This window comes from Polynucleobacter ibericus, from assembly GCF_018687955.1.
GTDB classification, from domain to species: Bacteria; Pseudomonadota; Gammaproteobacteria; order Burkholderiales; family Burkholderiaceae; genus Polynucleobacter; species Polynucleobacter ibericus.
The window spans coordinates 1,032,669-1,058,761 of record NZ_CP061309.1 but is presented as its reverse complement, the minus strand read 5'-3'; the positions used below and the strand labels follow the sequence as shown (position 1 = coordinate 1,058,761).

At 45.7% G+C, this 26,093-nt stretch carries 9 protein-coding genes; 7 read left to right on the top strand and 2 right to left on the bottom strand.

Annotation, left to right across the window (positions count from 1 at the left end; all coding sequences use genetic code 11):
* Positions 1 to 89 precede the first annotated feature (89 nt).
* The 4 genes from AOC20_RS05425 to AOC20_RS05410 all read left to right on the top strand — a co-directional run bounded on the left by AOC20_RS05425 (position 90) and on the right by AOC20_RS05410 (position 3,738).
* Positions 90 to 311, top strand: coding sequence for a ParD-like family protein (locus AOC20_RS05425; protein ID WP_251373063.1), 222 nt, complete (start codon positions 90 to 92; stop codon positions 309 to 311).
* A complete protein-coding gene (locus AOC20_RS05420; protein WP_215359085.1) occupies positions 311 to 589 on the top strand; it encodes a type II toxin-antitoxin system RelE/ParE family toxin in 279 nt (92 codons plus the stop codon). The genes AOC20_RS05425 and AOC20_RS05420 overlap by 1 nt, the downstream gene beginning before the upstream one ends.
* 41 nt (positions 590 to 630) lie before the next feature.
* Positions 631 to 2,289: an L-aspartate oxidase gene (gene nadB / locus AOC20_RS05415; RefSeq protein ID WP_215359083.1), complete on the top strand. Its 1,659-nt coding sequence runs from the start codon at positions 631 to 633 to the stop codon at positions 2,287 to 2,289.
* A gap of 69 nt (positions 2,290 to 2,358) precedes the next feature.
* The gene (locus AOC20_RS05410) at positions 2,359 to 3,738 is read left to right on the top strand and encodes a TAXI family TRAP transporter solute-binding subunit (RefSeq protein WP_215359081.1); all 1,380 of its coding nucleotides are present in this window, start codon (positions 2,359 to 2,361) and stop codon (positions 3,736 to 3,738) included.
* A gap of 18 nt (positions 3,739 to 3,756) precedes the next feature.
* On the opposite strand, the gene nadC is transcribed toward AOC20_RS05410, so the two are convergent.
* A complete protein-coding gene (nadC, locus tag AOC20_RS05405) occupies positions 3,757 to 4,614 on the bottom strand; it encodes a carboxylating nicotinate-nucleotide diphosphorylase (protein ID WP_215359079.1) in 858 nt (285 codons plus the stop codon).
* A 16-nt stretch (positions 4,615 to 4,630) separates the two neighbouring features.
* Complete coding sequence (gene nadA / locus AOC20_RS05400; RefSeq protein ID WP_215359077.1) at positions 4,631 to 5,758, bottom strand: quinolinate synthase NadA; 1,128 nt, start codon at positions 5,756 to 5,758, stop codon at positions 4,631 to 4,633.
* 173 nt (positions 5,759 to 5,931) lie between these two features.
* Here nadA and AOC20_RS05395 point away from each other — a divergent pair, with 173 nt between their 5' ends.
* The 3 genes from AOC20_RS05395 (at position 5,932) to AOC20_RS05385 (ending at position 26,088) form a co-directional block, all read left to right on the top strand.
* Positions 5,932 to 7,671: a ShlB/FhaC/HecB family hemolysin secretion/activation protein gene (locus tag AOC20_RS05395; RefSeq protein ID WP_215359075.1), complete on the top strand. Its 1,740-nt coding sequence runs from the start codon at positions 5,932 to 5,934 to the stop codon at positions 7,669 to 7,671.
* Between the two features lie 175 nt (positions 7,672 to 7,846).
* Entirely contained in the window at positions 7,847 to 8,449 is a 603-nt protein-coding gene (locus AOC20_RS05390) for a hypothetical protein (protein ID WP_215359073.1), read from the top strand.
* A gap of 248 nt (positions 8,450 to 8,697) precedes the next feature.
* Positions 8,698 to 26,088, top strand: a complete 17,391-nt coding sequence (locus AOC20_RS05385) for a beta strand repeat-containing protein (protein ID WP_215359071.1) — start codon at positions 8,698 to 8,700, stop codon at positions 26,086 to 26,088.
* Positions 26,089 to 26,093: the final 5 nt, after the last annotated feature.

Here is a 26,093-nt window from a genome sequence, read left to right as displayed (position 1 = left end):
GCTCCCACAAGGAGCCTTTTTGAATTTAAAACCTACAGTCTTCCTTGCTACTTTTGTAGTAAAATATAAAAAAGGGGGTCCAAATGGGTATGCCGGTAAGAATTGATGACGATCTATACGAATTAGCTAAGGTAGAAGCTAAGGTTGAGCATCGAACTATTGCAGGGCAAATCGAGTTTTGGGCAAAAGTAGGACGGGCAGCAATTGATAACCCGGATCTACCCGTTTCATTCATTATGGAGTCGCTTGCTTCATTGGCTGAGCCCAGGGATCAATCAACTCCTTTTGTGCCCCGCACTAGGAAGCTTTGATGGCGTATGACGTTTCACAAACACGCCGATTCCTAAGACAATACAAAAAACTAAATGAGAAAACTGCCAAGGATGTTGATAACGCTGTAGTCCAAGTGGCTGGCAAACCCACGATCGGGGAAAAAAAGAAGGGCGATTTGTCTGAATTATGGGTATTTAAGTTCAGAAGCAGCAATCAGCTTTATTTGCTTGGGTATTCAATGGATGATGGACTAAGGCTTATATATTTGGAGTCCATCGGGTCGCACGAGAATTTCTATCGAGACATTAAGCGATAAATAAGAGAATATCTCTAACGACCCTTTAGAATGATCCTTCTATGGCCAGCTCCAAACCTTCCTTAAATTCCACCGCTAAAGCGGAACTTCCCGTCCTGATCATTGGGGCTGGATTAGCCGGCCTTACCGTTGCATTGCATATGGCTGAATCTCAGCCGGTGATCTTGATGGCTAAACGGGGCTTAGGCGAAGCGGCTACTGCATGGGCACAAGGTGGCATTGTTGGAGTAGTCGATAAAGAGCATGACAGCATTGATTCTCATGTGGCCGATACCCTGGATGCTGGTGCTGGTCTCGTTGTGGAATCTACCGCACGTTATATTGCTGAAGAAAGTGCCGAAGCAATTCGTTGGTTAGTTGAGCAGGGTGTCCCCTTTACTGCCGATGAATCAGGTCCGATGGGATTGCACTTAACGCGCGAAGGCGGTCATAGTCATCGTCGTATTGCGCATGCCGCTGATGCGACCGGTAAAGCGATTCATGAGGTATTGCTAGATAAGGCAAGAGCCCACAAAAATATTCAGATCCTGGAGCATTGGATTGCACTCGATCTCATTACCAACCGACAGTTAGATGTTAAAACACAGCGCAGCAAACCAAATCGCTGCTATGGAATTTATGCGCTCGATATTAAAAATAATCGTGTAGAAACTATTGAGGCAAAGTCAGTTGTACTAGCTACAGGCGGCGTTGGTAAGGTCTATCGCTATACCAGCAACCCCGATACTGCTACAGGTGATGGTATTGCGATGGCTTGGCGTGCAGGCTGCCGTGTTGGCAATATGGAATTTATTCAATTTCATCCGACGTGTTTGTATCACCCCAGTGATCGCACATTCCTTATTACAGAAGCGATGCGTGGCGAGGGCGGCTTATTAAAGTTACCCGACGGCACACGCTTTATGCCAGAGCACGATGATCGTCATGAGCTTGCTCCGCGGGACATTGTTGCTCGTGCGATTGACTTCGAAATGAAGAAGCATGGTCTAGATTATGTGCATCTCGATGCCACTCATTTAGGCGAAGCATTTATTAAAGAACATTTTCCGATGATTTATGCGCGCTGCATGAGTCTCGGATTAGATATCACCAAAGAGCCGATACCGGTTGTTCCTGCTGCGCACTATACCTGCGGTGGAGTTGTGACAGATCTCAAAGGTCGTACCGATTTACCAGGACTGTACGCAGTCGGTGAAGCAACCTATACCGGTCTTCATGGTGCCAATCGTTTGGCAAGCAACTCCTTATTGGAATGCGTAGTCATCGGTAAGGCAGCAGCAGAAGATATCTCCAGTTTAAAAACGCCGATCATGCCAAGTTTGCCGCTTTGGGATGAGAGTCAGGTAGAGGATGCTGATGAGCAGGTGGTCATTGCCCATAACTGGGATGAGTTGCGTTCATTGATGTGGAACTACGTTGGCATTGTGCGAACCAATCGACGCTTAGAGAGAGCGCTTCACCGCATTAAGTTACTACGTTATGAAGTACAGGAGTATTACGCTAACTTTAAGGTTACGCGAGATCTGATTGAGTTACGTAACTTGCTAGAGTGTGCTGAGTTGATCGTGCGTTCTGCCTTGATGCGTAGAGAAAGTCGTGGCTTGCATTACAGCCGCGATTACCCAGGCACTTGGGCGGTTTCTTATCCAACCATTCTGACCCCTCAGTCAGAAGGCTCTGAGAGCGATACAGTCGCTTAAAAGTCCACCCTAAACGCTATAAAACACAGTTTTTTGGTGATAAGCTAGCCACATCTCAAGAGGAAATTCATGGCCAGCTTTAAAGAGGATATTTACGAACACATATCAGCGGTTTATCAAACCGCTGCAGATGAAATCAAGAGTGGCCTAAGCTTACTAAAAGAAGTGTGGCCTCTGATCTTTCTATTGCTATTTGCCCTGGGTGTTCTCATCTGGTTTGCCAAGCCTGCGCCCCCAAATAAAGTACTCATGGCCACCGGTATTGGTGGGTCTTACAAGGTATTAGGTGAAAAGTATCGCACCTACTTTGAAAAAAAGGGGATTGAGCTCAAGCTGGTAGAGACACGTGGCTCCAATGAAAATCTTCAGCATTTAATTGATCGCAAAGATCCCATTCAAGCAGCGTTTGTACAAGGCGGCATGATTGCTTCAGACAATCTTTCTGGTGTTCAATCTCTTGGTAGTGTTGATTATGAGCCGGTGTGGATTTTTTATCGCAAGAATGTCTTCAATGAAAGCCGGCATATTTCTGATCGGGATATTGCTAAGCTCAGAATCAATCTTGGGCAATTAGGAAGTGGTACTCGCGCACAAGCAGTAAGGCTTCTGCAGTTGAACCAATTGAATCCTACTGCTCCAAATTTATTGAGCATGAGTAATGCAGACGCCGTTAAGGCTATCGAGCAGGGTGAGATCGATGCAGTATTTTTGGTAGATGGCTATGACTCACCTAATGTACAAAAGTTGATTCAAAACCCGGATATTAGATTGGTGACATTTAGTCGGGCTGATGCGTATACCCGTTTATTGCCTTATTTTGAGGAGGTATCAGTTCCCATGGGCGGCTTTGATCTTGGTAGAAATAGCCCAGATCACTTGATACAACTCATCTCCACAACGACTAATTTATTAATTGATGATCGCTTGCATCCAGCCATTCAGGTTTTGTTCCTAGAGGCTGCACGAGAAATTAATGGTGCGAAATCCTATTTTTCTAAGACGGGAGAGTTTCCAGCGTATTTGAATACTGAAGCTCCATTGAGTGAGGAGGCAAAGTTTTACTATGAAAAAGGCACTCCAACCTTGATGAAGTATTTACCATTTTGGCTAGCAGAATTCTTAGAGCGGATGTTCTTCCTCTTGCTTCCTTTTGCGGCCTTTGCATATCCGATTATTAAATCGATTCCAACCTACAGAACGAATTTGGCTAAGAAGCAAATTAATTCAATATATAAAGAACTCGATGCATTTGAGCAAAATACCATTCAACTGTTCGACCCTAATCGTCGCGGGGAGTACATAGAGGTACTCAATGCGATGGAGCGGAGAGTGCTTAGCTCAAAAGCCGCTAAGTTTGCTACTGCAGATTGCTACAGCCTACGTAGCAATATTGAATTTATTCGCAATGCGCTCGAGAAGCAGCTTATTTATAAGGGTAGGGCAGGCTAATTCTTATTTCTGGGTAAATTAGCCTAAGATTCTCATAGAGAAATCAACCGCATATACATCTTTGGTTAATTTCCCAAGAGAGATGCGATTTACGCCGGTACTGGCAATTGCGCGCATTTGATCAAGGTTGATGCCGCCAGAAGCTTCTAGCAAAGCCCGTCCAGCAGTAATTGCAACTGCTTGCTTCATTTGATCGGTATTGAAGTTATCAATCAAGATGCTCTTGGCGCCAGCAGCCAAGGCCTCTTCTAGCTCGGCAAAGTTTTCAACTTCAATCTGGATATCCACGCCAGCATTTAAAGCTTGAGCATTTTTCAGTGCAGCAGTGACGCTACCGGCAGCAGCAATATGATTCTCTTTAATCAGGATGCCATGCCAAAGTGCTAGACGTTGATTTTTCCCACCACCAATGAGCACGGCATATTTCTGAGCCTGACGTAACCCTGGAATTGTCTTGCGAGTATCTAAAACTGCACAACCTTTGGGGTTTGGACTAGCGCCAGCGATTGCATCCACGTGTTGACGGGTGATACTAGCCGTCCAAGAGAGTGTTTGCAGGAAATTAATACAAGTACGCTCGGCAGAGAGCAGGGCCTGAGAGTCAGCTTCGATATCGCAGACCTTTGTATCGGGCTGCATGAGGTCGCCTTCTAGATAGTGCCAAGTGATCTTAGCATTAGGGTCAAGCTTCTTGAGGGTGCCCTCAAACCAATCTACACCACAAAGTACTGCTTCCTGACGAACAATGAGCTGTGCATGAACTGGCTTGCTAAGAACGAGCTTAGCAGTCCAATCGCCGGTGCCGATATCTTCCATCAATGCATCCTGAATATTGCGTTGACGGGCTTGCTCTAAGGTTTCGTTGTAATCAAACATATATCAATATCAAAAATTAAGCAGCACCAATATTTTTTACAAAGCCATGTTGCGCTTTGGCTAAAAGGTCAGGGTGGTTTTTAGTAAAGTCGAGCATACGCTCGATGCAACCTAATGCTTCAACGCGAATAGGTTCTTCGATAAAGATTTCACCAGAAGCATTTTCTAGGCAATCCAATATTCCTTGCAAACCATTCATGGCCATCCAAGGACAGTGCGCACAGCTCTTGCACGTTGCACTATTGCCCGCAGTCGGTGCCTCAATCAATACTTTATTGGGAGCCAATTGGCGCATACGATGCAAGATACCATTATCCGTTGCCACAATATATTCAGTAGCTGTGCCTTCAACTACCGCTTTAATCATGGCCGAGGTAGAGCCCACAACGTCTGCAAGGTCGACCACTGCTTGCGGTGATTCGGGGTGAACTAAAACCTTTGCATTGGGATGGGCGGCCTTTAGCATCTCTAATTCAACAGCTTTAAATTCATCATGAACAATGCAGGCACCATTCCATAGCAACATATCAGCACCCGTTTGTTCCTGAATGTATCTACCTAAGTGACGATCAGGTGCCCACAGAATCTTCTTACCTTCAACTTTGAGTTGGTGCACGATGGCTAATGCGCAAGAACTGGTCACCATCCAATCGGCTTGTGCTTTTACAGCAGCAGAAGTATTGGCATAAACAACGACAGTACGATCTGGATGCAATGCACGAAATTTAGCAAAGTCAGAAGCGTCACAACCTAAATCGAGTGAGCAGGTTGCCTCTAAGTCTGGCATGAAGACGCGTTTTTCTGGGCTGAGGATCTTTGCAGATTCGCCCATGAAGCGCACACCAGCAACAATGAGATTCTTGGCAGAATGGTTTTTGCCAAAGCGTGCCATTTCTAAAGAGTCGGCAACATAGCCGCCAGTAGATAAAGCTAAGTCTTGAATATCGCCGTCAACATAGTAGTGAGAAACTAAGGCGGCATCTTTCTCAACTAAGAGTTGCTTGATGCGGGCAATCACAGCAGCCTTTTCAGTGCCATGAAGTTGGGGTGGAGTCTTGGCCCAAGCTTGAGCAGTACAGGTAACTCCAGCAGCGTCTTGCTGGGGGTAGTCAAAGGAAATGGGGGCGCTAACAGTTGAATTCATATGAAATCTTAAACGAGAGGGGTTATTTTCACCTGAAACCGACTGGTCCCCCAGTTTTAATACTAGCCTATGGGCTAATAGTACCCGCAATGATTGGTAATATAATTTATGCATTATTTATCAAGCACTTAGCTTGATTTCAACCAATTTTGCTTTTAACTGGATGGTTTAGTTTGAAATACACCACGCTATACACGCAACTCTACAAATCCTTACTTGCTTTGACGGCCCTAAGCGTTTTTCTAGCGGGTCAGGTGAGTGCTCAGGTAGATGCCGGCGCTTTGCAGCAAGGTTTAGAAAAGCAGTTGCCAATGCCTTCGCCACTTGCTTTGCCGGAGCCTAGTGCACAAGACACTCTCCGTCCCACTCCTCCCAAATCACAGTCCGATGTTACTTTTGAGATCAAGTCTTTTGTGCTTGAGGGTGTTAATTTGTTGCCTGAAGCCAAGGTTCAAGAAATCCTGAAGCCATGGCTTGGGCGACCTGTAAATTTTGATGATTTGCAAAAAGCATGTGATGCAGTGATGGACTTCTATCGTAAGTCTGGCTATACAGTGCAAGCCATCTTACCCCCGCAAAAGATTGCCAATGGTGTTGTAAAGATTTTGGTAACCGAGGCTAAGTTGAGTAGTGTGATTGTTGACACTCCAAATGGTCCAACCCGTTTTAGTAAAGAAACCGCGGCTGAGTACATTACCTACGCTAATCCTATTGGTCAGCCTCTAAATACTCGGGCAATTGAACGTGCGTTAATCATTCTCAATGAAACGCCAGGCGTAATGGTAGCTAGTCAGTTGGAGCCTGGGGCCAAAGACGGCGAAACGGCAGTGCGCTTGCAATTGACTCAACCCAATTGGTACCAAGGTAAAGTTGAGGCGAATAACTACGGTAGTAGAACTACAGGTGCTAACCAAGGTGTAATTGCATTGAATGGCATTAACCCATTAGGTATCGGCGACCAAATTTCTGTCAATGGTATTTATTCTGAAGGCTCTCAATACTTACAAGGGGCTTATTCATTGCCAGTATCTAAGGATGGAATGCGCTTAGGTATTTCAGGTACTTATTTAAACTATAAGAACGTGAGTAACTATGCAACAAGTTCAAGCGCAGGCTTTGGTGACGCATGGACTACAGGGGCATCACTAGCATATCCACTGATCCGTCAACAAGGCACAAACGTAAACGTTAGCGCTAATTACGACGTGAAAAGTTACATGAATAAACTTTCACTGACATCGGCGACCATTAGTAGCTATAACATCAATAACGCTTCTTTGGGCATATCCGGCAATCACTACGATAGCTTTGGTGGCGGTGGTGTGAGTGCTGGATCTGTAACGGCAGTCTTTGGTTATCTTGATATTTTGGGAACTAGTCAGGCTAATTACGGTCAATACACACCGCCTAGTTTTACCAAGTTCACCTTTGCCGGTAATCGTACCCAGCAAATTACCGAGGATGGTAGAACTACAGCATATATGGCAGTCAGCGGACAATTTTCATCAGTGAACTTAAATTCAGCTGAACAGATTTACATGGGTGGTCCATATGCAGTTCGTGCATATCCCGTTGCTCAGGGTGGTGGTTCACAAGGCGGCATTGGTACCGTGGAATTACGTCACCAATTTCCGGAGCGCATCACTGGAAGCTTGTTTTATGACATTGGTGTAGTTCAGCAATATAAGAATGTGTATCCAGACTGGCAAGGCCTTACTAATGCGAACAATACTTACTCCTTACAGGGCGCAGGCTTTGGTATGAAGTGGGATTGGGAGGGATGGAACCTTGGTGCTATGGTGGCCTGGCAAATCGGCAGCAACCCTTTGTATAACTCCTCCGGGCAAGCAGTGGCTACGGATGGCACTACCACCAATCCACGTGGTTGGGTAACTGGAAGCTACCAGTTTTAAATACCATCATCTAGACATTAGCTTGCATACAGAAATGTCATCCAGATTAACTCACTCATAGCGCTATATATTGTTTATTCAGTCGAAGGTCTTTGGCAGCTAAAAAAAGATCAATACATGGAAATATAAGAGACATTCTTGCTGAAGAAGGGCTATAGGTTAAGGGTAAATAATCATGACTATTAAACAAATTAATGCTGCTTACTTGGTGAATGAGGACCGGATATTATTTCGTTTTAATACGCAGAATCAAGAAGAATACCGTCTTTGGTTTACACGCAGAGTGACTCTTTTTCTACTTGCCGCAAGCTCTCATTTGCTCTCCAAAAAGCGAGAGCAGGAACATTCTGCGCAAGCTGTAAAAGCACTCAATGAGTTTGAAAATGAAGCTTTTTTAGCAGCTGCAAAAACAGCTAATGCAGGTCAACAAACTTATGAATCTGGTACGCAATTTCCGATTGGATTTGATCCATTATTAGTGATGGATATCACTTGCGCACTCACTAAAAATGACGAAACATTAGATCCAAAAAACCAGTTAGATGAGCATGCTTTTGATGATGGATTATCGGTAGATTTTGTTCTTCCTGGTGGCGCTAAATTAAACCTTAAATTGACAGGCGATATGATACGTGCAATGTGTTTTTTAATTGATCAATTGCGTTTACAGGCAGGGTGGGGCGAAGCGATATTGACTGTTAAAAATGAGGGCAAATACGAGCAAGAAAATGACCCCTCATTGAATGAAAAAATTAGTCAAAAAATTTCTATTCACTAATTCAAAATAAGTAGAAATTTCTAACTTTGAGACCATCAAATACGATTTCGCAAGAGGGATTCTATAAAGCCATTTTTCTTTAGAAATAACGCTTATTTTTTCAAGTTCTACAGTCTTGGTTATTTTGATGCATTTTTGGCTAAATTAAAGCTTGTAATTTCGGGGGTTTCAGAGCGTTACCCCTAGGGCTAATTCCAATGGCTATATGCCTTTGGGAAAATAAGGCTTCCGGAAACAACCCCTGATTTTTGTTGAAAAAAGCCTACAAAGAAAGGTCGCTCCTTTCTTTAAAAACATCGCTGAAAACTTGTTTTGCAAATGCGCAATTTGCAGGTAATTTTGCGCGTATTTTTTCTGCAGCAACCATCATTTTTTCATCAACTGTTTTTGCAAATCCCGCAGTACCATTATTGCCACCAGTTGCACTTCCAACGAATGGAAAAGTAGTCGCTGGAAATGCAGCTATTTCGCAATCGCAAACTGCCAATTCTGCATCGATGACGGTGAATCAAACTTCACAACGTGCGGTGATTAATTGGGATAGTTTTAACGTTGGTAAAAATGCTACTGTAACGTTCAATCAACCCAATGCAAATGCTGTTACTCTCAATCGTGTGACGGGTTCAACTGCTTCGATGATTGAGGGCGCAGTCAAAGCAAATGGCCAAGTCGTGTTTGTAAATCCAAATGGTGTGACTTTTGGCAAGGGTGCTGAAATTAATGCTGCTGGCGTAGTGGCAACTACGATGGATATTGCCAATAAAGATTTCATGGAAGGCAAATCTACGTACAAAGGCAATCACAAAGGTGCCGTGATTAATGAAGGCAAGATCTCCACAACAACCGATGGCGGCTACATCGCCTTACTCGCCCCTGAAGTACGCAATGATGGCTACCTTCTGGCTAAAAAAGGTGCTGGAACTGTAGCTTTGGCATCGGGTGAGCAAATTACCTTGGATTTCAAGGGTAATTCACTCATGAGCGTAAAAGTGGATGTCGCAACCTATAACGGCTTGATTGAAAATAAGCGGGTAGTTGAGGTAAATGGCGGGCTGGTAGTGGTGGCAGCTGGCTCAGCCAATCAACTGATGGCAGGAGTCATTAAAAACACTGGCAGAATCTCTGCCTCCTCATTGGTCAACAATGGCGGGGTGATTGAATTGGTCGCCAATACCGTGACCCAAGCCGGCAAAGTGCTTGCTAATGGCAAAGGTGCCGACTCCCAGGGTGGTCAGGTCAATATTGTGGGTAATGACATCACGATTGCTGCTAATTCGACCACTTCAGCTACGGGAACAAAGGGCGGTGGCCAGGTCAATGTGGGTCTTGCTACAACCTCAGTATCTGGCGGTACTCAAGTTAATAGTGCAACCCAGGCAGGCATTAAAGCCAATGCAGATGCAGCATCTAATAACAAACAACTGGCTAGAACCGTCAACATAGAGCAGGGCGCTTTAATCGATACCTCTGCCACCCAGTCTGGCAACGGTGGTTCTATCGCCATTTGGTCAGAAGTCAAAACCACGGTGGCCGGCATCCTCAAATCCATGGGCGGAGCCTTGTCTGGTAACGGTGGCTTTATTGAAACCAGTTCTAAGGGTGCGGTCGCTCTGACCTCAACAGCGATGATTAATACCAGCGCTAACAACCAAACTGGTAAATCTGGTTCCTGGTTATTGGATCCAATTGATCTGACGATTGACAGCGCTGCAGCCAATGTCATTTCTGCTGCGTTGGCAAACAATAACGTCACCATCGAGGTCAATGCCAATACCACTGCATGCCCAAGCTTAGGCGGCTGCACCCAAAATGGAACTGGTAGCTTAACGATTGCCAGTGGGGCAGATATTCTTAAAGCAGGTGGAAATATGACTACCTTGACCCTCAATTCCTCTGGCATCTTTAATCTCAACGCCAACATCAGCGGCCAGAACCTGAGCGTCATTATCAATAGCTCAATTGCATACCTCAACGTAGGCAGCTCTATTACAGCGAGTGAAGTCACTGTTCAGGCCCAAACGATCTATGCAGCAGGCAATATCCAAACTAGCCCATACAGCTTAACCAATAACAGCAGTAGTCTAGGTAACGTCATCAAGCTCTTGGCCCAAGCCATTTATGTTTCTGGTGGCCTGAGTCTGAATGCCAATCTTCCAAGCAATTCTGCTCAAATTGTGACGGTGGGCGGGGTAGCTAAACGGCCAGATGAGTTGCCAAGCTATCTGATTGCGCAGAACAATAATCAAAGTGGCAATCTCAACCAGGTCTACTCAGCTACAGCAGCAAATGACGCCATTAGTCTTCAGGTCACCCCAGCGCAAAGCAATGTTATTTACCTGACTGCAAGCAATCAACTGAACATCAACTCCACAGCCCAAGTGCTAGCCAATGGCACAACTGGTGGATCGATCTATGCTCAAGCCCCAGTGATTAATACCCAAGCGGGTAGTGTGGTTCAGGCTAACGGCAATAATGGCCCAGGCGGCTTCATTGCTTTCTCAGGTGATCAAATTACAGTAGCAGGCAATATTGCAGCAAACGGATCTACCGATGGTGGCTCCATTACGCTCATCGCCAACCATGGCGATCTCACAATGAATAGCAGCACGATTCAGACCAATGGCTCTAATGGTCGTGGGGGCAGCATTGGCATCTCCACAAATAATCACCTCGCTATCACCAGTAGCGCAATCGAAGCAACTGGCTATACCCAAGGTGGAAAAATATTAATAGGCAATGATGCAAAGAACGGCACATTGCCTTTTGCTTTATCTGCGACCATAGACCAGCATTCCAGTATCAATGTAGCCCAGCTAGATCAAAACTCAAGCAATCAAAACGGTGGTTTCATCGAGACCTCTGGTCAAACCCTCAGCATGATGGCTAGCATCAATGCAGGTAGAGGAGGAATGTGGCTAATTGACCCAACTAACGTCACTATCAGCACTACAGCAGGCACTTCAACAGGTACAGACCCGCTTCTATTTACCAATCAAACCAATATCAGCGCTACACAAATTCAGACGGCCATCAATAGCGGCATTAGTGTCCAAATTATTGCTGATGGCACCATCACTCAAACAGCAAACCTATCATTCTCAATAGCTTCTGGCAGTAGCGCCAGTTTGACTTTAGATAACAGCAGTGGAACAGCTCAAGCCATTACGCTTACTGGCACCACTACCAACACAGGCGCTGGAGATCTTAATCTCAACTATATTTCTAATGGTCAAATTAAGATTAATGGCGCTATCAATTCGACTAGCACCGGAAAAATTAACGTTGTTGCAAAAACAAGCTACGCATCAAATACTTTAACCACTTGTTCTGCAGGAGCATGTGCCAGTATCTATAACGGAGCCTCCGGAAGTATTACCACCAAGGGTGGCTATGTTGTCATGGATGCAACTGGAGGATCGGTAAGCGGTACAACGATTACGATTGGATCTATTCAGAATGGTCCTATTTATTTAAATGCAGCCATTAATACAACTACTGCAGGCACATCGGCAAGTGGTGCCGGCGGTCACTTCTCTCTTGCGGCATCGGCTAATCAAGCAAGCGGGATTGGTTCATTTGAGCCTAATGTAGCAACTCTCAATATTGGTGGTAATGCCACTTTCTCACTGAAGAATTACACCAATGCAAGTTATGGCTTTGTGGTTGCTAGTTATGCGTCGACTTCTCCTATTACTGCTTATGGGAATATCGACATCACCAGCATTGGTATCAGTAACACTAATTACGGACTCATTTATTTAACTTCTGCTTTAACTTCAACTGCTGGCAATATCACCTTAACGGCATCTTCTTCCAACACAAGCGCCACCCTTAATCCTGGCGTAAGTTCAAATGCAAACGGCACCCTGACAGCTAATGCTGGAGCAATTACTGTCACTAGTTCATCGAATGCGAGCACAGCAGTATCACTGCTTGGTGCGATGTCAGCTAAAAGCATTTCGATTACTGGAACGTCAACTACTGCCGCAACAATCGTTTCTCTGGGTGCAATGACAATTGTTGCTGGTGGTACCGATCTTTCGGTTACGGCAAACAACACTGCTGGTGGTGCTAATACGGGCATCACTCAAACGGGTGCAATTACTGTAAATGCGGATGGAGGCAACATCAGCTTCATATCAAATAACATCATTAGTCAGAGTGGTGCAATTACTTTAGCGGCAAATACCAGTGGAACAGCATCCAATATTTTGTATGACACTACTGCGGGTGCCAAAACTTCCACTATTGCTGCTGGTGCCTTAACTGTTTCGTCTGGATCAACTAGCGCAATTGACTACATCATTAAAACTTCTGGTGCTGGTATTGATACTGGTACATTAAATGTTCCGGGTTCTGTATTGATGGATAACACCTATGGTGGCACTGCAGGAGCAGGGGGTACGCCAACATCTGGATACATTACTACTGCGAATTCTAGTACCTACGCTGGTGCAAGCATTGGTGTTCTGGTTAACGCCGCGATTACCGCTGGTACTGGAATCACTCTAAAGGGTGCCTCACTTACTGGATATTACTCAGTTACATTACAAGCGGCTATAGCAACTTCGACTGGATCAATTACGATTACAGGATCTGGCATTAGCAACGCAGCACACAGCACTAGCGCTGGAACTATTATGGCTACTGCGGGTTCTGTGATCATTACAGGCACCACCACAACAGGCCAAGCGGTGCAGTTAGCTGGAGCTATTACGGCTCAAACCGGAATTACCATAAATGCCACAGGCACGACGACGTCTACTATCGCCACACTAGGTGCGATGACCTTAGGTTCTGGATATTACGCTGGAGACAACACCAATCCGACTGTTATTTCTACAGCTACCGGAACGTCTGGTAGCTTGATGGGAACATTTAGTGGATCAACATTACCAGTAATTACTTCCGCAGTTCTTACTGGCGTATCCGTTCCTGGCACGATAACTACTACTGCAGCCATATTACAAAGCTCAACCTCTGCTACTGCGAATTACATTATTGGATTTTCAGATGGCTCGTTTACCAAAATGGTGCAAGTTGTATTAACTGCTAGTGGGGGTAATTTATATGCCACTGAAACAGCCGCTAGATATAACTCCACTCAATTAAGCACCGGAGTTACAAGTAATTTATTTGGCGGCATGACAAATTTGCTAGCCATTTGGAATGGTTCCTCGGCCGGTGGCGTGGGAGCTATCACCAATGCATCTTTAGCTACTTCTTCAGCTGCACGTGACTATGGAGCAGCTAATATCATTTTGAGTGGTCCTGGGTATTCTACAAACGCACCAACTGGCAATATCACCATTACCGCCAATAACACTGCCGGCGGTGGAAATACTGGTATTACTCAATCCGGCGACATTATTAATAATGCTTCGGGCAGCAATATTTCTTTCACATCAAATAATCTGATTAATCAAACTGGTGCTATCTCATTAGCTGCTAATACGAGTGGTACGGCTTCGACAGTCAGTTACGATACAACCCGCGGTACAAATGCCTCAACAATTACTGGTGGTAATCTGACCATTACATCCGGATCTACAAGCGCAATTAATTACGTACAGAAGAGTGCTGGAGCTAATATTGATCCAGGCGTTATCGGTGTTCCAGGCTCAATTACTTTAGATAATACTTATGGATGTACTGGGGCTAGCTGCACGCCAGCTAGCGGATACATAGTAGCCTCCAATATTGCATTGGCTCCAAACGGAGTTGCTGGTATCACCATTAACAATGCATTAACTGCTACTAGTGATATTTCTATTAATGGCGTCTCTAATGGTAATTATTCTATTTATGGTGTAGCAGCCATTACCTCAACTGCTGGTGACATTATCTGGGCTGGAAGAGCAACTAATTATGGTATTTACACAAACGCCTCTGGAACAATTACTGCTTCAGCTGGTGATATCTCTATTGCAGGTAACTCCACAACTGGTCAGGCTGTAAATCTTGGTGCTCTGGTAACGGGAGATAGCATCACGATTGTTGGTAATGGCACAACAGCCGGAACCATTGTGACCTTGGGCACGCTAACAATTAATGCGGGCGGCGCTGATCTCACCGTCACCGCTAACAATACTTCCGGTGGTGGAAGTACTGGCATTACCCAATCTGGCGCTATCACCAATAATGCATCTGGTAGCAACATGACTTTCACATCAAATAATCTAATTAATCAAACTGGTGCCATTGCATTAGCGGCCAATTTGAGTGGAAACGCATCGACAGTCAGTTACGATACAACCCGTGGTACCAATGCCTCAACAATTACTGGCGGCAATCTAACCATTGGTTCTGGATCAACTAGCGATATTCATTATGTTCAAAAGAGTTCTGGTGCTAATTTAGATCCGGGCGTCATTAGCGTTCCGGGATCAATTACTTTAGATAACACTTTTGGATGTACTGGGGCAAGCTGCACGCCAGCTAGCGGTTATATAGTAGCCTCTAATATTGCATTGGCTCCTAGTGGTGTTGCTGGTGTCACTATTAATAATGCACTTACCGCAACTGGAGATATTGTTGTTAAGGGCGTCTCCAACGGAAACTACGCTATTTATGGGATTGCAGCTATTACCTCATCTGATGGCGACATCACCTGGTCTGGAAGAGCAACTAATTACGGTATTTACACAAACGTTAATGGAATCATTAGTGCTCAAGCAGGTGCGGTAACAATTACCGGTAACTCAACCACTGGATCTGCGGTTGATTTAAATGGATTGTTACTCGCTCATACGGGGGTAACCGTCAATGGCACCAGCACTGCTGCGGCTACTATTGTCGGTCTCAATGCAATTACTCTTGGCTACGGCTACTATCCAGGAGACAACACTACATCTAGAGTTATTTCTTCTGCAACAGGAACTTCTGGAAGTCTGATGGGAACTCTAATGGGTTCTACGCTCCCAATAATCTCATCAGCATCTCTAGCAGGTACTTCGGTGCCTGGTTCAATTTCTACTACGGCGGCAATTTTGCAAAGCTCAACCGCTACAACGGCAACTTATCTGATCGGCTTTGCTGATGGCTCATATACCAAAATGGTCCAGTTGGTACTAACTGCAAGTGAAGGCAAGATCTACGCAACAGAGACTTTAGCCAAAAATAAAACCACCCAATTATCGACCGGAAGCGATGTCAATTTATTCGGCGGTACAACTAATTTGGCATCTATTTGGAGCGGAGCTACAGCATCGACTTTGGCGACCTCCGCTGCCGCAGGGGGTTATGGCGCAGCAAATATAGCGCTTAGTGGAGTCGGATATACGCCAAATACACCATCAGGGAACATTACTGTCACAGCAAACAATACTGCTGCCGGTGGTAGCAACGGTATCAGCCAGTCTGGAGCGATAACAAATAATGTTTCCGGGAGCAATGTTAGCTTTACCTCTAATCATTTAATTAATCAAGCGGGTGCTGTCACATTGGCGGCCAATACGAGTAGTAACGCAGCAACAGTCAACTATGACACTACTTCTGGCACAAAGGCTTCTAACATTACCACTGGAGCCTTGGCGATTATTTCTGGTTCGACCAGTGATATTAATTTAATAATCAAATCCGCTGGAAGTGCAATTAATCCAAATCTAATTGGTACAAGCACGGTGCGCTTGCCTGGTAGTGTAACGATTGATAATACTTATGGTGGCACTTCCCCAGTCTCTGGGTACGTTACTACTGCTAATAATTCCACCTTAGCAACAGCCAGCATTGGCGTAACTATTAATAATGCAATACATAGCACTAATCTAATTGGCATTAAAGGGGCCTCTTATAACTCCCATGGAATTCAGTACACTGCAGCCATTAATTCCAGTGCGGGTGGCGTAGAGCTCACCGGCAGCACTTATAACAGTTATGGTGTCTATACGGGATCATCGCTTGTTACCGGTAATTTCATTACGATTGATGCTAGGGCTAGCGTAGCCGCAACGTATGTTGCCTACCTTGGTCCAATGACTATTAACTCAGGATCAACCGGCGGTGATATTACTATTACCTCGACTGGAACAACGGCCGGAAGTGATGCTGGTATTACTCAAATAGGAGCTATTTCTGCAGCAAATGGTTCTGACATTAGCTTTATTGCCAATAACATCATTGATCAGCGCGGCGCGATTTCCATGGCCGCCAATACTAATGCTACTTCGACAATTACGTATGACACCACAGGCGGTAATCGCCTCTCCACAATTACTACAGGCGTTGTGTCAACAACCTCTGGTTCTACCTATGCGATTAACTATCTCGTTAAATCTTCGGGTTCTGCAATTAAGGTAAATGATGTATCGGTTTCTGGCTATATCAATATTGACAATACTTACGGCTCTGCGAGTGGTGCTAAATTCAGCGGCTATTTCAACGGCGCAAATAATACAACGTTAAATGTCACTACTTCAGCAGGGGTACTCGTCAATGGAGTGCTTACGGGAGGTGGAGCTTTAACAATTAAAGGAGTCACTGCAAGTAGCTGGGGTATTCAGAATTCCTCTGCATATACCCTAACAGCCGACTCCGGAGATTTAACCTTAGTCGGAGTTGGGGTGCATGGTATTTATCAACTGGGTAGTCTAATTGCTACAGCTGGAAATATCTCTGCAAGTGCATATGCTACAAGCAATGCATGGGCATATTACGCTCAATCTGGAGTGCAGAAGAATTACATCGCCTCTGGCAATATTGACTTAATTGGCTATAGCACTTCTTATAGTTCTGGACTCAATATCCACAATATTTTGATGAGGACTACTACTGGGGATATCACTTTATCTGCTAGGGGTGGCGCTACGGGTAATGGTGCAGTTCACCCAGCCATCTATTTAGTGACTTCTGTTATCAATGCTGGCGATAGTTTTGTTATCCAAGGGGCAACCAACACCGGCGGTATCGCAACAGCAGCTCCAGGAACAGCTTCCATGAATACCATGGCTGATACTGGTGTCCATATTGCATCTTCAGCAAGCTGGGCCTATGGAGGGATAACATATACGGGTTATAAAGCGGCAGGGGATATTTCAATTGCAGGATCATCAACAGGCTCCTACGCAATTTATAACGTTGCCGCCATTGAATCTACTGCTGGATCTGTATCTATAACCGGTACCTCCACTACAGGGTATGGAATTCGCACCCTGAGCGGAGGAACCATCACAGGCTACACCGGTGTTGCACTATATGGTGTTGGCAACGCTGGAAGCATTACAACAGCCGCCTTAGTGCGTAACACCGGTACAACTGGTGGTGTCATCATCAATGCGGTATCCAATGCCAGCATCGGCGCAGTTACTAACTCCGGTTCTGATGGTATTCGGATTACGGGTGGCAATGGCGTTGCTGCTGGCACAACCACTGGCGGAACCATTATTGCTTTAGGTACCGTAACCAATACTGGCGGAGTGGTTGCTCTTTCTATGGCTGCACCCAGAACATCCAACTCTTATGATGTAGAAGCGGCCGTTGGAATAACCAGCTCCAATGCCTCAACTTCTAATGTTCGTTATAGCGTCCAGGGCGGAACATTTACTACTCCAAGCACCTACACTAGTGGTAACTACATTGATTATCGTTCCGGTACCACTTCCTACACCATTACGGTTTCTCTTGGAGCTAACTATTCAGCAGCTTACGGAACGGCTTATACAGACTCTAGTGCCTTAACTTGGTTGCGTAGTAATGCGACTGTGACATTAAGCGCCACGCCTTTCGGTGTCTCTACTACAGGCATTAAAGATGGCCTGGTATGGAATAGCACTATTGGTTCGGCTGGTATCAATGCCAATGCAGTACAAGCCGGCACCACCATTGTTTCTGCAAATATCTCTGCTGGAACAGGGCAGGCCGTTACCTTATCTGGAACTAGTCGTACATACACCATCACCGCCAAAGCGCTGACGATTACCAATCTGGCAAGTACGAGTTCTTACGATGCATCTACCACTTATGCATCTCTAGTAAATACTGCGGGGTACAGTGTCAGTGGATTGGTGACATCGATAGGTGGTATTGCTGTGACCGATGCAGTGACATCAGTCACGCAAACCATGAAGTCTGGCTCGGTAGTGGGTTCTGGGTCGGTAGTTTCTGGTGTTGCACAAAATGGTTCCTTTAATACAGTACCTAGCGCTGCAGTTGGAGTGGGGCTCTCTAACTACACAATTACTTACGTTGGCGTAGCTTCTACAGTCAATAAAGCGACATTAACAATAACGGCAGCGGCCGATACGAAGGTGTATGGCAACACCACTACTGGAGCAGGAATTGTCTATAGTGCTGGCGCTTCATCCGCTACAGGCGGAGTAGGCTATTCCATTACCTCTGGTTCATTATTTGGTTCTGACACCTTAACGGGGGTAACCCTCACCAGTACCGGTGGAGCTGCAACAACCGCTGTTGGTACAGGCATCTCCATCGTGCCAAGTGCTGCCAGCGGAAGTGGTATCGGTAATTACACTATTACCTATGCTAATGGGGCAATGACTGTTACAGCTCGACCACTAACGATTACTGCTAGCACTCAAAATACCAATTATGGCACCTCTTATGCATTAGGTACTAGTGCATTTACGACGAGTGGCTTAGTCAATACAGATGCTGTGAGTTCGACAACTCTTAAATACAGTGGCGCCACTACGGTAGCCGGAACTACTAATGCAGGTACTTATACCGGCGGCATTATCGCTAGTGCAGCCTCTGGAACGGGCTTAAGTAATTACTCTATTAGCTATGTGGCTGGCAACCTAGTTGTTGCAACAAAGGCGCTGACGATTACCGCAAGCACCCAAAATAGCACTTATGGCACTGCTTATGCTTTAGGTAGCAGTGCTTTTACCACCAGCGGCCTCGTCAATAGCGATAGCGTTACCAGCACGACATTACTTTATAGCGGTAACGTCACTGTTTCACCGACTGTTAATGCGGCGACGTATTCAGCGGGCATCGTTCCAAGCGCTGCAACTGGTGTTGGTCTATCGAACTACGCGATTAGCTACGTTGCAGGCAATTTAGTAGTTGGTAAGGCCACGCTGACCTTAACCCCAAATGGCGCTTCAGTTACTTATGATGCCTCGACACTTAATAACAGCACTTACTCACAGTTAGTCACAAACTACACAGCTACTGGCTATAAAAATACTGATGTAGCGGTAAGTGTGCCGGTGGCATTAAGCGGCTCCATGGCGTTTAATGGTAGCGCAACAACAGTCGTTAAAAATGCGGCCACCTACGCTCTCACCGTTGGCACATTGGCGGGCACCACCACAAATGGAAATTACCAAATTGCTTTTGCTAATCCATCTAGTAATGCATATGTCATTAATCCGGCAATCGTTTCTGTATCAGCCAGTAAGGACTATGATGGCTCCAGAAGTTTTGCGGCTAACCAAATCACGGTACTAACTGGTATTGGTACTCAAACCCTGACTCTGGGCGGGACTGCAAATGCTAATAGCGCAAACGTAGCAAGCGTTTCAGCGCTCGCCACTAGCGGATTAACTCTCGGTAACGGAACGAATGGCGGTTTGGCTGGAAACTACGTATTACCAGCATCTACGTCTAGTGTCGTAATCAACCCGTTAAGTATTACTGCTTCCGTAGCCGGCACACCATCTAAGCAATACGATGCAACTATGGCTGCTACATTAACTTCCGGAAATTTCTCCTTATCTGGGTTCATAGCAGGTGAGGGTGCCACCGTAACTCAAACTGTTGGTAGCTATAACTCGGCCAATGCCAGTACCAATACCGGATACTCGCCTGCAAGCACGATTACCGCATCTTTAGTCCCTAGTCATTTCACGGCAGATTCAGGGACCGTACTGAGCAACTACATATTGCCAACCAGCGCTTCTGGAGCGGGGGGGATTACCACTGCGCCACTAACGGTGAGTGCTAATTCCTACTCTGCATTTACAGGTCAGGCACCAGCAAGCTTTACTGGTTCGGTGACCGGTGCCATGGGTAGCGATACTATTACTGTCAGCGTGACTCAAAGCTCAACCGCTACTGGTGGTGTTTATACGCTAACTCCGGCAGCAGTAATGAGCGCAGCACTCAGTGGTAATTATGGCACCCCAACAGTGGTGACGGGGACTTATACAGAGGCCCAGCAATATCAATTGGTAGTCACAGCCGCAAATTCTAGTAGCGCCTATGGCTCTATTACTAGCTCTTCATCTGCAAATACCCCAGTTAATCTAGTAGCGCAATATTGCACAGTTAGCAGTAATTGCACCTCTGGAACCATCATCACATTGAGCCTTACTGCACCAAGTGCAACCGTTTCTCAAATCACCACCTCTTCAGTAACAACCCCAACCTGGGTTGCTACTGATTCCGCATCAAACAACTACAACCTTAAGGTCATTTCAGATGCTACTCTGGGATTCAGTACCGGTAATTATTTAAACGCAGGAACTTATACATTCACGCCAACTGGATCAACTAATGCGACGATCTCCGGCACAACATTGCCTGTGATTTACATACCTGGGGCTGCGACCGTAACACCTATTAGCGTCATCGCAACGAATAATTCTGCGCCAACCAAGGTATACGATGCTACGACGGCGTTGACTAATGGCCTAAGTCTTGCAGCCTCCAATAAGTTAACTGGTGACGCATTGGGTTTGACTGGCGCTGGCGTGTATTCCAACAAGAATGTGGGTACTACGAATTACACTATTACTAGTGTGAGTCTAAGTGGGGCAGATGCCGCAAACTACCGCTACACAGCTGGCAATATTGCTGGAACTAATGGTTCCATTACTCCTGCACCAATCACAATTAGTGGTTTAGCGGCTGCTGACAAAATTTATGATGCTGGTCTAACCGCAGTCGTAAGTGGAACGCCAACTGCAGTAGGTGTTTTAGGTTCCGATACTGTGACCGTGACTGGTAATGCTACTACCGGTGCTTTTGCATCAGCTAACGTTGCCACTGGAATCGTAGTGACGCCTGTCCTATCAGGTCTCAGCCTCAGCAATAGCAACTATTCCATCTCTGGGGTAACAACAGCACTTACAGCTAATATCACCGCTGCTCCAGTAACAGCAACAATTACCCGTGCTTATGACGGAACTACCTCCGTAGCTAATGCCAATATCACGATTACTGGTGTTACAGGACAGACATTAACTTTGGCTACCGGCACAGCAACTTTGACCGATCCAAATGTTGGTTCTGCAGGATTATCTTCTCTGAACGGGGCTACATTATCTGATGGTACTGGCTTAGCATCTAATTACACATTGATCAGCCCAACTGGTGTTGTGACAATTACGCCTGCCGCAATCAGCATTACCGCTAGCAATGCGGTGAAGGTATATGACGCTACCACTTCAGTAACAGGTGCCAGCACAGCTCCGGCTGCTACATTGTCAACGGGAACCCTCTTTACCAATTCTGCGACTGGTGATGTAGATACTCTCTCCGGCGGATCATTTAGTTATGCAAGCAGTGGGGCCGGTAGCGGTAATAAAACGCTGAGTGTTAGTGGTGTGGGGATCTTGAATGGCAGCAATAATGCTGCAGCCAACTACACCATTACCTATGTCGATAACACCACCAGCACGATTACTCCAGCGCCGATCACCATTAGTGGCTTAACTGCCAGCAATAAGCAATACGACACCGGTTTAAGCGCAGTCGTAGCGGGCACACCAACAGCAGTAGGTGCCATCGGCGCAGATTCTATTACTATTTCTGGAAGCGCCACTACCGGTAGCTTTGCATCAGCCAATGTGGGCACAGGAATTGTGGTGACTCCAGTTTTATCTGGCTTAAGCCTGAGCAATGCTAATTATCAAATTACTGGTGTTGCTAGTCCACTAACTGCAAATATCACTGTTGCACCAATTACCATTAGCGGCATTATTGCTGCCAATAAGGTCTATGACACAGGAACAGCTGCAACCTTATCCGGAACTCCAGTAGCCAATGGTGCCCTAGGTTCTGATGTTGTAACAGTTACCGGCAGCGTGACAGCTGGCAGTTTTGCATCAGCGAACGTGGGTACTGGAATTACAGTAACGCCAACCATATCTGGCCTCAGTTTAAGTAATTCAAACTACGAAATTACTGGGGTAACCAATTCGATTACTGCCAATATTACTGCTGCTCCAGTCACAGTGACCGCAGACAACCAGAGCACTACCTATGGCACACCATTAAGTCTTGGTACAGCAAGCTTTACTGTATCGGGCTTATTAGGAAGCGATGCAATCTCATCAGTGACCCTGGCACAGCAGGGTAATACGACTGTTCCTGGTACTCAAAATGCTGGCACATATACTGGTTCAGTAAACGGCATCCTGCCAAGCGTAGCAAGTGGCACTAATTTGAGCAATTATCAAATTACTTATAGCCCGGGTACATTGACGATCGCTAGAAAAGCTATCAATGTAATTGCTAATAATGCGTCGATGACCTATGCCGATACTACTTTGCCAACACTCTCATATCAAACGGTTTCAGGATTGGTTAATGGCGATCAAATGAGTGGTGCGTTAGCAACTAGCGCTACACCATGGACTACTGCAGGTTCTGCATCGAACGTGGGCTCTTATTACATTACTCAGGGTACTGTTACTGCAGGATCAAATTACGAAATTATCTATACACGCGCATCTCTGACTGTAAATCCTGCAAACCTCTATGTCACTGCAGAAAATCAATTAAGCACTTATGGCTCTTTATTGGTATTGCCTCAGTCAGGTACCAGAGCCTATTCGGTTGCTGGCCTCAGAAACGATGATTCTGCAAGTTCAGCCACTGTTCTTTATGGTGGTAACCAGACTATTCCAGCAACAACCAACGCCGGTCTTTATGCGGGCTCGATTGAGGTTTCTGCGCTAAACGGTATTCGCTTAAGTAATTACAACATCACCTATACTGCTGGCGATCTAACAGTAGCCAAAGCATTGCTAACGGTTACTGCAGCAGATAGCGCTAAGTTTGTTGGTACCAGCGATCCATCCGGTTTCGGTGGAGTAATGTATAGCGGCTTTAAAAACTCCGATTCAAGCATAAGCGGAGCATTGGGCTTAGCAGTTGTATCCGTTAGCAGAAGCAATTCTTCAGAAAATAATGCCGGTGTATATAGTGACGTACTAGTACCTAATGTCTCTACAAGCTTACAAAACTACACCGTTGGTTATGTCAGCGGTAAGTTCACCATTGTGGGGGCCAATCAATTGCTAGTCCAAGTTGGCTCAAATACCACGGTATACGGCACACCAGCAAGCTATAGCGCAGGGGCGATGACAGTTTCCTACTGCACTGACTGCGCTCTTGGTAATCCTTCACCTAATATTATTTCGGTTATAGGTGCTGATATCACTGCATCAGGGTCTGCTGTTTCAGTGGTAACGGGCAATACAACTGGTGCATTCACAATCAGCGCCGTAAATCCAACCATGAATGCCGCCGGCACTCAAATCGGCGTTGGCAGTTATGGTTTGAGAGCTACGGCGACCGATATCACTACATCTCCACCAGGAGGAACGCCAAACTTTAATGAGGTCTACGTTGTGGGCGGTTTAACCGTCACGCCACTTCAGCTGACATATGCAGATTTGGGTATTGCAGGGGTGACTCAGGTATACAACGGCTCAGTCAATATGACTAATTTAGGTATTACAGCAACTAGTGGGATTCTTCCAGGCGATACGGTCTCTATTGCTGCAAGTGGCACCTATGCAAGTAAAAATGTTGGCATCAATATTCCTTACACCGTAGCAATTGCACTCTCCGGTGTAGATGCTGCTAATTATCAAATGAATAATTCCACCCCATTAAGCGGCACCAACGGGGTGATTACGCAGCTGAACTCCGTAACGTATACCGGTCCTACTTCAGGTGGTAGCTGGGCTAATCCATCAAACTGGACGACTACTGAAACTACTAACGTCGGCGCAATTCCAGATCTATCTAACGTGGCCAATGTAATTCTGCCATCTGGCTACAGTGTGATTTATGACGATTCAGTACAAGGTCCTGTTACCTCAGCTGTCTCTAATAGTGGCAATCTGACTTTCAATCTGAGTTCTGCGGCTACGATAGGAATGCCGATTAGTGGAGCAGGTAGTGTCACGATTTCAGGTGCAGGTGCAATTACGCTGACTGGCGACAGTTCGTTTACTGGTGGCATTAACTTGGCTGCCGGCAATACTTTGATTGCAGGATCCAACAATGCATTGGGTTCTGGCCTCATTAACTCATCCGGAACTGCTGCAAGTCCTGCTAATTTCTCAACTTCATCAGGCATCACAATGCCTGCTCTGAATATCGTTGGTGGCACAACGGCAATCTTGAGTGATATCAATACCACTGGCGCACAAAGCTACAGTGGTAATTTAATTATCGGAACTTCTGGCACGGGGACTACGACCTTACAAAGCTCAAATGCCAATTTCCTACTAGATGCAACTATTAATGGGGCAGTCAATAAGACTGAGTCATTAGTAATTAATGCAGGAACAGGCATTGTTACCTTAGGAAAATCCATAGGTGAGACTGCACGTTTAAATAATTTCACAGTAACTGGATCTCAGATCTATATCTTGGCAGATATTGTGACTGGAATCGCTCAGACCTATAACGGTGCGGTATTTATTGGTGATGCCAGTTATTTAGGGCGCACTCCTACAGCAGGCTTCTTGTTTAACGATAACTATAGGGGCTATTTCCAATACATTGCTGGCCCAGGTGTTCGTGCAAGTACGATTAGCTACTTGGATTTAAACCCCGTTTATGTGCGTACGATGATTTCTGAAGACCCTAGTATTACCTATAACGGAACCGTAAACGATACAGTAGCCAATACCCATACTTTGCTAGTTGCCGCTATTGCACCAGCAGTGATTTCCTATAGCAGTGGGTATGCAGCTGTAAATGCAGGCGCATCGATTAGCTTTAATGCTGCCGTGGGCGCTAGCGCACCTTTGTATAGTTTGAATGCTCAAACTGTGGTGAGCAATACTCAGGCGAATGCCTCAACAACTTATATCGGCACAGTGAGCTTAGTAGATAGCGTGAGAACGTATTCCAATCAAACCTATCGGGCTAACTTAATGAGCGCGCAATCAAGTACAGCTCCGAGCTCAGTTACATTCTCGGTGTGGGATCCGGCTGCTAGTGTTAACTTTAATTTACCTGAACAATCTACGGCAAATAGTGGCTGCTCATCTAATTGTGGTCAGATCAACCTCCAGAATCCTAGCAGCCTAGACAGGCTTGTTATGAATGGCGCAAGTAATTTCTTACTAGATGCAAATGAGACCGGTGTGAATAATTGGGGTAGCCAAATTACGGCTAATCAGGCGCTGGGATATATTGCTCCAGTCAACACTTCAGCGCCAGTAACTCCCGTTACACCGGCAACTTCAGTAACAATGAATTCAAATGAGTACATCAATGGTGGATCATTACGAGAAGCGCTTGATTACCATGCGGACCAAGTGCAGATGGCGGTGGATGCCCGCAATCTCGTTGCGGCGGTAACGGTAAGCGCACCTGAAACGGTTGCATTAGCGAAGTCTGCCGGAAGCAATCTCTTGCAGGCAGGAGATGCCCATGTGATCTGCTCCGTTGATGCAAAAGGCGATATGTTCTGTGGTGAGGATTAATTACC

Excerpts from the sequence above, each read along its gene's own strand:
- AOC20_RS05420 (WP_215359085.1), top strand. The coding sequence starts at position 311 with ATGGCGTATGACGTTTCACAAACACGCCGATTCCTAAGACAATACAAA.
- AOC20_RS05410 (WP_215359081.1), top strand. The coding sequence starts at position 2,359 with ATGGCCAGCTTTAAAGAGGATATTTACGAACACATATCAGCGGTTTAT.
- AOC20_RS05390 (WP_215359073.1), top strand. The coding sequence starts at position 7,847 with ATGACTATTAAACAAATTAATGCTGCTTACTTGGTGAATGAGGACCGG.
- nadC (WP_215359079.1), bottom strand. The coding sequence starts at position 4,614 with ATGTTTGATTACAACGAAACCTTAGAGCAAGCCCGTCAACGCAATATT.
- nadA (WP_215359077.1), bottom strand. The coding sequence starts at position 5,758 with ATGAATTCAACTGTTAGCGCCCCCATTTCCTTTGACTACCCCCAGCAA.
- AOC20_RS05425 (WP_251373063.1), top strand. The coding sequence starts at position 90 with ATGCCGGTAAGAATTGATGACGATCTATACGAATTAGCTAAGGTAGAA.
- nadB (WP_215359083.1), top strand. The coding sequence starts at position 631 with ATGGCCAGCTCCAAACCTTCCTTAAATTCCACCGCTAAAGCGGAACTT.